The sequence below is a fragment of the uncultured Amnibacterium sp. genome, from assembly GCF_964244015.1.
Lineage (GTDB): Bacteria > Actinomycetota > Actinomycetes > Actinomycetales > Microbacteriaceae > Amnibacterium.
This window is the reverse complement of record NZ_CAXTHO010000077.1, coordinates 5,291-14,095: the sequence shown is the minus strand read 5'-3', so window position 1 is coordinate 14,095 and position 8,805 is coordinate 5,291. Positions and strand designations below refer to the sequence as shown.

Sequence of the window (8,805 nt, the reverse complement as noted above, 5' to 3'; positions counted from 1 at the left end):
GATCGTGGACGGTGCGGGCGTCGGCACCGTCGTCGGCCGTGCCCGGCGCGATCGGGTACCGGTTGTCGTAGTAGGCGAGCTCGGAGCCCTCCACGGTCAGCTCGTCGAGCGCGTCGCCGGGCCCTCCTGAGTCTGTCGAAGGGTCCCCGAGCACCGGGATCCGCAGCTTGCCGCCGCCGAAGTCCCAGTCGATGTCGAACGCGCTCGCGTAAGGCGACTCCCGCCCGTGCTTCAGGACGTCCCACCACCAGGCGTTCTTCGCGGGCGTCGCGACGCCCATGTGGTTCGGCACGATGTCGACCAGGACGCCGAGCCCCTTCGCATGTGCTGCGCTCGCCGCCTCCACCAGCCCCTCGTCGCCGCCGCGGGAGGGGTCGACGCGCTCGTGGGAGATCACGTCGTAGCCGTGGTCGGACCCCGGCTCGGCCTCGAGCAGCGGCGACAGGTAGACCCAGTCCGCGCCGAGATCCGCCAGGTAACCGGTCAGCTCCGCGACCGAATGCAGGTCGAAGGCCGCCGTCACCTGCACCCGGTAGGTGGAGACGGGGGTCGGGGGAGTGGGGTCGGTCACGGTCTGGTCCTACTTCTTGTCGGGCTTGGCGTTGGAGGCGAACTGCGCGGCGATCTGCCCCGTCGCCTGGGCGTTCGCGAGGATGGCCAGCGACGCGGCCACCGAGTGGTCCACGTCGACCTCGACCAGCTGATGCGCCTGCAGCACGACGAGCGAGCGCGCCTCCAGATTCAGCTGGTTCCCCGCCCGAAGGGGACCGCGGTCGGTGTTCCTGCCGCTCGTGTCCACGACGACGTCCCAGGAGGCTCCATACGCCTTCGGAGGCAGCTTGCACTTCACGATCTCGTCGGCCGCGTTGAAGTACAGCAGGAAGTCCACATCGACGACGCGCTCGCCGCGGGCGTCGCGGTCGCGCAGGCCCTCGCCGTTCAGGTACACGCCGACGGCGCGACCGAACCCGCTGTCCCAGTCCTCGGGCTGCATCCCGGTGCCGTCGGGGCGCAGCCACTTGATGTCGGGCTTCGGGGCGCCCTCGTCGCTCGTCTGCGGCCTGCCGTCGAAGAAGCGGGCGCGCCGGAACACCGGGTGCTCCTTGCGCAACCGCGAGATCGCCGCCGTGAACTCGATCAGGGGCTGGTCGGCCTTGTCCCAGTGCACCCAGGCGATGTCGCTGTCCTGCGCGTAGGTGTTGTTGTTGCCGCCCTGGGTCCGCCCCAGCTCGTCGCCGTGCAGCAGCATCGGCACGCCCTGGCTGAGCAGCAGCGTCGCGATGAAGTTGCGCTGCTGCTTGCCCCGCAGCGTGAGGATCTCGTGATCGTCGGTCTCCCCCTCCACGCCCCCGTTCCAGGACCGGTTGTGGGACTCGCCGTCGTTGCCGTTCTCGCCGTTGGCCTCGTTGTGCTTGTCGTTGTAGGACACCAGGTCGCGGATCGTGAAGCCGTCGTGGGCCGTGACGAAGTTGATGGAGGCGACCGGCCGCCGCCCGTCGTTCTCGTACAGGTCCGCGGACCCGGTGATGCGGGCCGCGAACTCGCCGAGCGTCGAGGGCTCGCCGCGCCAGAAGTCGCGCACGGTGTCGCGGTACTTGCCGTTCCACTCCGTCCACTGCGGCGGGAAGTTGCCGACCTGGTAGCCGCCGGGGCCGATGTCCCAGGGCTCGGCGATCAGCTTCACCTGGCTGACGATCGGGTCCTGCTGCACGAGCTCGAAGAAGGTCGACAGCCGGTCGACCTCGTAGAACTCGCGGGCGAGGGTGGCCGCCAGGTCGAAGCGGAAGCCGTCGACGTGCATCTCGGTCACCCAGTACCGCAGCGAGTCCATCAGCAGCTGCAGCGCGTGCGGGTGCCGCACGTTCAGCGAGTTGCCGGTGCCGGTGTAGTCCATGTAGAAGCGCTTGTCGTCGTCGACCAGGCGGTAGTACGCGGCGTTGTCGATGCCGCGCATGGACAGGGTCGGGCCGAGGTGGTTGCCCTCCGCGGTGTGGTTGTAGACCACGTCGAGGATCACCTCGATGCCCGCGTCGTGCATCGCGCGGACCATCGACTTGAACTCCTGCACCTGCTGGCCGAGCTGGCCGGACGCGGCGTAGTCGTTGTGCGGGGCGAAGAACGCGATCGTGTTGTAGCCCCAGTAGTTCCGCAGTCCCTTGTCGAGCAGCGTCGAGTCCTGCACGAACTGGTGCACGGGCATCAGCTCGATCGCGGTGATCCCGAGCTTCTGCAGGTGGTCGATCACGTGCGGGTTCGCGAGGCCCGCGTAGGTCCCGCGTTCCTCCTCCGGCACGTCCGGGTGCAGCTGGGTCAGCCCCTTCACGTGCGCCTCGTAGATCAGCGTCTCGTTGTAGGGGACCTTCGGCGGGCGGTCCCCGCCCCAGTCGAAGAACGGGGTGACGACGACGGAGAGCATCACGTGCGACGCGGAGTCCTCGTCGTTCTCGGAGTCCGGGTCGCCGAACGTGTACGAGAACAGGGACTGGTCCCAGTCGTAGTCGCCGGCGGTCGCCTTCGCGTAGGGGTCGAGCAGCACCTTGTTCGGGTTGCAGCGGGAGCCGGTCGCGGGGTCGTAGGCGCCGTGCACGCGGTAGCCGTAGCGCTGGCCCGGCTGGACCTGGGGCAGATAGCCGTGCCAGACGTAGGCGTCGATGTCGACGAGATCGACGCGCGTCTCGGTGCCGTCCTCGTCGAAGAGGCAGAGCTCGACGCGCTCCGCGACCTCCGAGAAGAGGGCGAAGTTGGTGCCGCTCCCGTCGAACGTCGCGCCGAGGGGGTAGGCGGTGCCGGGCCAGGACTGCACGGAGGCTCCTTGGTCGTGTGGGGGGCGCATGGTCGGCGAAGAGGGTACCGAGGGGGTGCTTGGAGTTCCGGGGGCTACCGTCGGGGCCATGAGTTCGCTCCCGGTCCGCCTCGCGGACACGCTCAAGCAGTTCGGTGCGCAGGTCGCCTACGGGCAGGAGCGCGAGATCGAAGGCACGACGTTCGTCCCCGTCGCTCTCGTCGCCTACGGCTTCGGAGGAGGTGGCGGCGACGACGACGACACCGGTGGCGGCGGTGGCGGCGGGTACGTGATCCCGGTCGGGGCCTATGTCGGCGACAGCCTCGGCGTGCGGTTCCAGGCGAACCCGGTGGCGCTCGCCGCGGTCGCGATCCCGCTGGTGTGGGCGTCGGGCAAGGCCCTCGCACGCATCGTGAAGGCGCTGAAGAAGTAGGTGTCCGCTCCGCACCCGTCGCTGGCGCGGTCCGCACCGCCCGCGCCCACCCAGGAAGCCCACCCGAAGGTCCTCGCGGCCCTCGCGGGGATCGGCGCAGCCGCAGCGGCGCTCGGGGCCGGCGAGGTGGTCGCCGCGGTGCTGAACGCGTCGGCCAGCCCGATGCTGTCGGTCGGCTCGTTCGTGATCGACCTGACGCCCGGCTTCCTCAAGTCGGCCGTCGTCGGCGCGTTCGGCACGGGTGACAAGCCGTTCCTGATCGTCGTCCTCCTGGTGGTGGTCCTGGTGCTCGGCGCGGTCGCCGGACTCCTACAGGCGCGGCGCCCGCCGTGGGGCGCGGTGGCCGTCGGGGTCGTCGGCCTCGTCGCGATCGCGGCGGCGGTCACCCGCACGGGCGCCTCCCCGCTCGACGCGACGCCGTCCGTGGTCGCGGCCGGTGTCGGGGCGATCGCGCTGACCCGGCTCGAGCGCAGGAGCGCCACGGAGGGCCGCCGCGCGTTCCTCGTCTCCACCGCGGCGACGGCCGTCGCCGGTGTCGCGGCCGGCGCGGTCGCGCGCGCCATCGGGTCCGGCTCCCGCACGACGCAGCGGGCGATCGCGCAGGTCACGCTGCCGACGCCGACCGCGACCGTTGCGCCTCCTGCCGCCGCCGACTCGTTCGACGTGCCGGGGCTGACGCCGCTGATCTCGGCGAACGACGACTTCTACCGGATCGACATCGCCCTCACCCCGCCGTCGCTCGATCCGGCGACGTGGCGGGTCGAGGTGACCGGCGAGGTCGAGCACCCGTTCTCGCTGAGCTACGCGCAGCTGTCGAAGCTGGCGATGCACGAGTCCCCGACGACGCTGATGTGCGTGTCGAACGAGGTCGGCGGCACGCTGAACGGCACGGCCGTCTGGCTCGGCACCTCCATCCGGGACGTGCTCGCGCGTGCGGTGCCGAAGGCGGGCGCGGACATGGTGCTCTCATCGGGAGCCGACGGGTTCTCGGCCAGCACGCCGCTCGCCGTGCTGCAGGACGCGAACCGGGACTCCCTGCTCGCCGTCGGGATGAACGGCGAGACGCTGCCGCAGCTGCACGGCTTCCCGGTGCGGATGGTCGTGCCCGGGCTCTACGGGTACGTGTCCGCGACGAAGTGGCTGACGAAGCTCGAGGTGACGCGGTTCGACCGCGCGGCCGCGTACTGGACGAACCGCGGCTACAGCGCGCAGGCACCCGTGAAGGTGTCGAGCCGGATCGACCGGCCGGTGAACGGGGCACGTGCGGGCGTCGTGACGGTGGCGGGCGTCGCGTGGGCGCAGCACACCGGGATCCAGCGGGTGCAGCTGCAGATCGACGGCGGGCCTTGGGTGGACTGCCGGCTGGCCGGGGACTGGTCGGTCGACGTGTGGCGGCAGTGGCGGTACCAGTGGACGGCGACGAAGGGCGCGCACACCCTCCGCGTCCGCGCGACCGACGCGACGGGCCTCGTGCAGACCGCGAAGGAGCAGGGCGAGATCCCGAACGGCGCCACGGGCCTCCACACGGTCCAGCTGACGATCACCTGACCCTCCGTTTTGTAGGAACCCGGTTCCTACAAAACGGAGGGTCGGAGTGCAGCCAGCGCGGCCTCGATGCGGTCCAGCACCGAGTCGAGGAAGAAGACGATCTCCACGTAGCTGAACCGGAGGACGATCCAGCCGAGATCGCTGAGGATCGCGTCCCTGATGCGGTCCGCTTCCGGATCATGGAACGCCGCCCCATCGGCTTCCACCAGCAGGCGCGAGCCCACCAGGAAGTCGGCTCGGTAGGCCGGATGTGGCACGAATTGCGAGACGACGGGGTCGATGCCTCGTCGGACCATCCCGAGCCGGAGGAGCGATTCGATGCAGCTCTCCGCTGCGGGGTCGACCAGGTCGAGCGCGGCTCGCATGGCCGGAGGCAGGAGCTCCCTGAGGCGCTGGAGGTCGGACTCGTTCATCAGGGCGCCGCCGCCGCGGGGCTTGTAGAGCGCGGCGTCGACCGCTGCGATCCACCAGTCGAGGGGCACGCAGTCCGCGAGATCGACGAGCGTCTCGACGAGGCCGGTTCGCCAGCCCTTTCGCGTACCCCGCTCGACGGACCAGTGCCGGAGGACCTCCGTGTCCTCGCCCGGGACGACGTAGTGGCGCCGGTCGCGGTTGTGCCGGACGCGGGGCGCGTTCCTCGGCATGAGCACATGGAGGTGCCTGCGGGCCTCCACCGGTACGGGGAGACCGAAGGAGTCGCCCGCTGAGACGCACGACAGGAGTCCTCCGACACGCACGGCGCGCTTGCCCTGCCACGGCAGCGCCGGATCGACGTACCAGCCCGACCGCGGCCTGTGCAGGAAGCGGCGCCGGAACAGCGCTGCGACCTGGGATTCGGACAGCCCCGCAGCGAGGAACGTCGCGAGCTTCGCGACGCCGTCGTTGGCGCGGAGGACCTCCAGAGCCATCCCCTCCGCGACGTGCCAGTCCTCTGTGTGCATGGCCGAGATGCTGCACGCTACGTCGGGACCGGTCGCGAGCGATTCCGTGCCGGAGGCCGAATCCGCCCTGTGGAGGAGAGGATGGGAGGGGGCGCTCCGTTTTGTAGGAATGACCTTCCTACAAAACGGAGAGTGGCTAGAGTCAGGGCGACACGGGAGTCCGGTGAGCCGGGCTGAGAGGAAGCTGCTCCAAGCTTCGACCGCACCTGAACCGGATCATGCCGGCGTAGGAACGCTCTTCACACCGCCCGTGCTCGATCCCTCGAGGCGGGCACCGTGACCACCAGCTCCACCACCACCCGATCCGCCCGCACGCTGCGGTGGCGGGTCGTCGACATCGTCATCGCGAGCGTGCTCGCGGTCGCGGCGTCGTTCCTGTTCATCGTCTGGAACACCGCCTACCTCGGCCCGAGCACCCTGCTCACCGCCGTGCTGCCGGGTATCCAGGGTCTCGCGAACGGGCTCTGGTTCATCGCCGGGCCGCTCGTCGCGCTGGTCGTCCGCAAGCCGGGGGCCGCGCTCTACGGCGAGCTCGTCGCCGCGATCGTGTCCGCGCTCGTCGGCAACCAGTGGGGCGCGGCGACGATCACCTCCGGACTGGTGCAGGGCCTCGGCGCCGAGATCGTGTTCGCCGTCCTCGCCTACCGCGTGTGGACGTGGTGGAGTGCGGCGCTCGCCGGCGCGCTCGCCGGGGTGTTCGCGTCGGCTTACGACCTCGGGTTCATCCCGGGTCTCGCGGGCGGCTATGCCGGCTCGAGCGCCGCGTTCGGCGCGGTGTACCTCCCGTCACAGGCGGTCTCCGGAGCCGTCCTCGCCGGGCTGCTCGCCTGGGTCGTCGTGCGCGCCCTCGCCGCGACCGGCGCGCTCGCTCGGTTCCCGGCCGGGCGCGCGGTCCGCGCTCGGTGAGACCCGCCACGCTGCGGGCGGAGGGCTGGGGCTGGCTGCACGCCGGCCGCAGGGACTGGGCGGTCCGCGGGCTGGACCTGCGCATCGAGCCGGGGGAGCGGGTACTCCTGCTCGGTCCGTCCGGCGCCGGGAAGTCGACGCTGCTGAAGGCGTTCGCCGGCGTGCTCGGCGACGACGAGGGGGACGGCACCGGCCGCCTCCTCGTCGACGGACACGATGCACGGTCCACCAGGGGGCGGGTCGGGCTCGTGCTGCAGGCGCCGGATGCGAACATCGTGCTCGAGCGGGTCGGCGACGACGTCGCGTTCGGCTGCGAGAACCTCCGGGTGGCGCCGGAGGAGATCCCGGCGCGGGTGGCGGAGGCGCTCGCCGCGGTCGGTCTCGACGTGCCGCAGGACCGGTCGACCTCGGCGCTGTCCGGCGGTCAGCAGCAGCGGCTCGCGATCGCGGGCGTGCTCGCGATGGGCGCCGGCGCGGTGCTACTCGACGAGCCGACCGCGAACCTCGACCCGCGGGGCGTGCCCGAGGTGCGGGACGCTGTACTCGCCGCGACCGCAGGTACCACGCTCGTCGTCGTCGAGCACAGGGTGGACGTGTGGCGGGAGCACGTCGACCGGATCGTGGTGCTCGCGCCCGGGGCGGGGGTGCTCGCCGACGGCCCCCCGGACACGGTGCTGCGAGAGCAGGGGGCGGCGCTCGGCGCCGCGGGGGTCTGGGTCCCGGGTCTCGTGCCACGCGGGAAGCGGCCGCCGCGCCGGGCCGGCGAACCCCTCCTCGCCGCGGAGGCGCTCGTCGTCGGACGAGACGGCGAGGCCGTCGCGAGCGGCATCGACGCGACGGCGCGGGTGGGCGGTGCCCTGGTGGTGCTCGGCCGCAACGGCGCGGGCAAGTCGACGTTCGCGCTCACCGCGGCGGGGCTGATGCCACCGGTGCGCGGCCGTCTCGCGGCGCTGCCGGCGCTCGCGGGCTGCCTCCGCCCCGAGCCGTTCCGCTGGCGCTCCCGCGAGCTGCTTCCGCGGATCGGGTCCGTCTTCCAGCAGCCCGAGCACCAGTTCGTCGCGGCGACCGTGCGGCAGGAGCTCGCGATCGGACCCCGAGCGCTCGGATCCGGCGACCGCGCCGTCGCCGATCGGACGGCCGAGATGCTCGACACCCTGCGCCTCGGCGCGCTCGCGGACGCCAACCCCTTCACGCTCTCCGGAGGCGAGCAGCGCCGCCTCTCGGTCGCGACGGCGCTGGCGACGGCGCCGAGGCTGCTCGTCGTCGACGAGCCGACGTTCGGGCAGGACGCGCTCACCTGGGCGGCGCTCGTCGACCTGTTCGCCCAGCTGCTCGACGAGGGGTCATCCGTGCTCGCGGTGACGCACGACGAGCGCTTCGCCGATGCGCTCGGCGCCGAGCGGCTCGTCCTCGCGTGACCGGCGCGCTCGCCCGGACGAACCCGGTCACCCGCCTGCTCGTCGCGATCGGGTTCGCGATCGTGCTCGTGCTCAGCGTCGACGTCGTGTCGGCGGGAACCGCGCTGGTCCTCGGCGGCGCCCTGCTCCTCGTCGCGGGCGTGGTACCGCGCGGCCTGGTCCTGCGCATGGTGCCGGTCGCGATCGTGGCGCCGATCGCCGGGCTCGGGATCGCGCTCTACGGAGTCGCGAGCGGCGCGGTCCTGCTCGACTGGGGCTTCGTGCACGTCACGGAGGGGTCGGTGCAGCTCGGTCTCGCCACGTTCCTCCGCGTGCTCGCGCTCGGGGTCTGCGGCACCGGTCTGCTCGGTGGCATCGACGCGACCCGGCTGGCCGACGGCCTCGCGCAGCTCCTCCACCTCCCCTCGCGCTTCGTGCTCGGCGCGCTCGCAGCATTCCGCCTGTTCGGCCTGCTGGGTCAGGACTGGCGGGCGCTGACGCTCGCCCGGCGGGCCCGCGGCGTCGCGGATCGCGGCCGCCTGCGCCGGTTCGCCGGACAGGCGTTCGCGCTGCTCGTGCTCTCCGTGCGACGCGGCGGCGTGCTCGCGACGGCGATGGAGGCACGCGGGTTCGGTGGGCAGGGCGGTCGGACGTGGGCGCGTCCGAGCCGTCTCGGTCCGCCCGACGCCGTGCTCGTCGTCGCGGCGGCGGTCGTGCTCGGCGTCGCGGTCTCCGCATCGCTGCTGACCGGCTCCTGGCATCCCGTGGCGGTGATCGGCCGCTGACGCGACACGCACG

General features: G+C 72.1%; 8 protein-coding genes and 1 riboswitch. Of the genes, 5 read left to right on the top strand and 3 right to left on the bottom strand.

The features are described from left to right. Positions 1-571, bottom strand: a 571-nt coding sequence (locus tag ACFE67_RS09870; RefSeq protein WP_375406702.1) for an alpha-amylase family glycosyl hydrolase, incomplete at its 3' end; no start/stop codon positions are given. A gap of 9 nt (positions 572-580) precedes the next feature. After that, positions 581-2,803, bottom strand: a complete 2,223-nt coding sequence (gene glgX / locus ACFE67_RS09865; protein WP_375406701.1) for a glycogen debranching protein GlgX — start codon at positions 2,801-2,803, stop codon at positions 581-583. A gap of 88 nt (positions 2,804-2,891) precedes the next feature. On the opposite strand from glgX, the gene ACFE67_RS09860 reads away from it, so the two are divergent. Then, positions 2,892-3,215 carry a hypothetical protein gene (locus ACFE67_RS09860; RefSeq protein ID WP_375406700.1) on the top strand — a complete coding sequence of 108 codons (324 nt, stop codon included), beginning with the start codon at positions 2,892-2,894 and terminating at the stop codon, positions 3,213-3,215. Beyond that, positions 3,216-4,763, top strand: coding sequence for a molybdopterin-dependent oxidoreductase (locus ACFE67_RS09855; protein WP_375406699.1), 1,548 nt, complete (start codon positions 3,216-3,218; stop codon positions 4,761-4,763). A 26-nt stretch (positions 4,764-4,789) separates the two neighbouring features. Here the strand turns inward: ACFE67_RS09855 and ACFE67_RS09850 are convergent, their stop codons facing one another. Further along, the gene (locus ACFE67_RS09850) at positions 4,790-5,704 is read right to left on the bottom strand and encodes an endonuclease domain-containing protein (RefSeq protein ID WP_375406698.1); all 915 of its coding nucleotides are present in this window, start codon (positions 5,702-5,704) and stop codon (positions 4,790-4,792) included. 142 nt (positions 5,705-5,846) lie between these two features. Next, positions 5,847-5,952, top strand: a riboswitch (TPP riboswitch). A 28-nt stretch (positions 5,953-5,980) separates the two neighbouring features. Here ACFE67_RS09850 and ACFE67_RS09845 point away from each other — a divergent pair. Genes ACFE67_RS09845 through ACFE67_RS09835 form a run of 3 tightly spaced genes read left to right on the top strand, consistent with a single transcriptional unit; the run spans position 5,981 to position 8,792 of the window. Then, a complete protein-coding gene (locus ACFE67_RS09845) occupies positions 5,981-6,610 on the top strand; it encodes an ECF transporter S component (protein ID WP_375406697.1) in 630 nt (209 codons plus the stop codon). Further along, complete coding sequence (locus ACFE67_RS09840) at positions 6,607-8,028, top strand: ABC transporter ATP-binding protein (protein WP_375406696.1); 1,422 nt, start codon at positions 6,607-6,609, stop codon at positions 8,026-8,028. The genes ACFE67_RS09845 and ACFE67_RS09840 overlap by 4 nt, the downstream gene beginning before the upstream one ends. Next, positions 8,025-8,792, top strand: coding sequence for an energy-coupling factor transporter transmembrane component T family protein (locus tag ACFE67_RS09835; RefSeq protein WP_375406695.1), 768 nt, complete (start codon positions 8,025-8,027; stop codon positions 8,790-8,792). The genes ACFE67_RS09840 and ACFE67_RS09835 overlap by 4 nt, the downstream gene beginning before the upstream one ends. Positions 8,793-8,805: the final 13 nt, after the last annotated feature.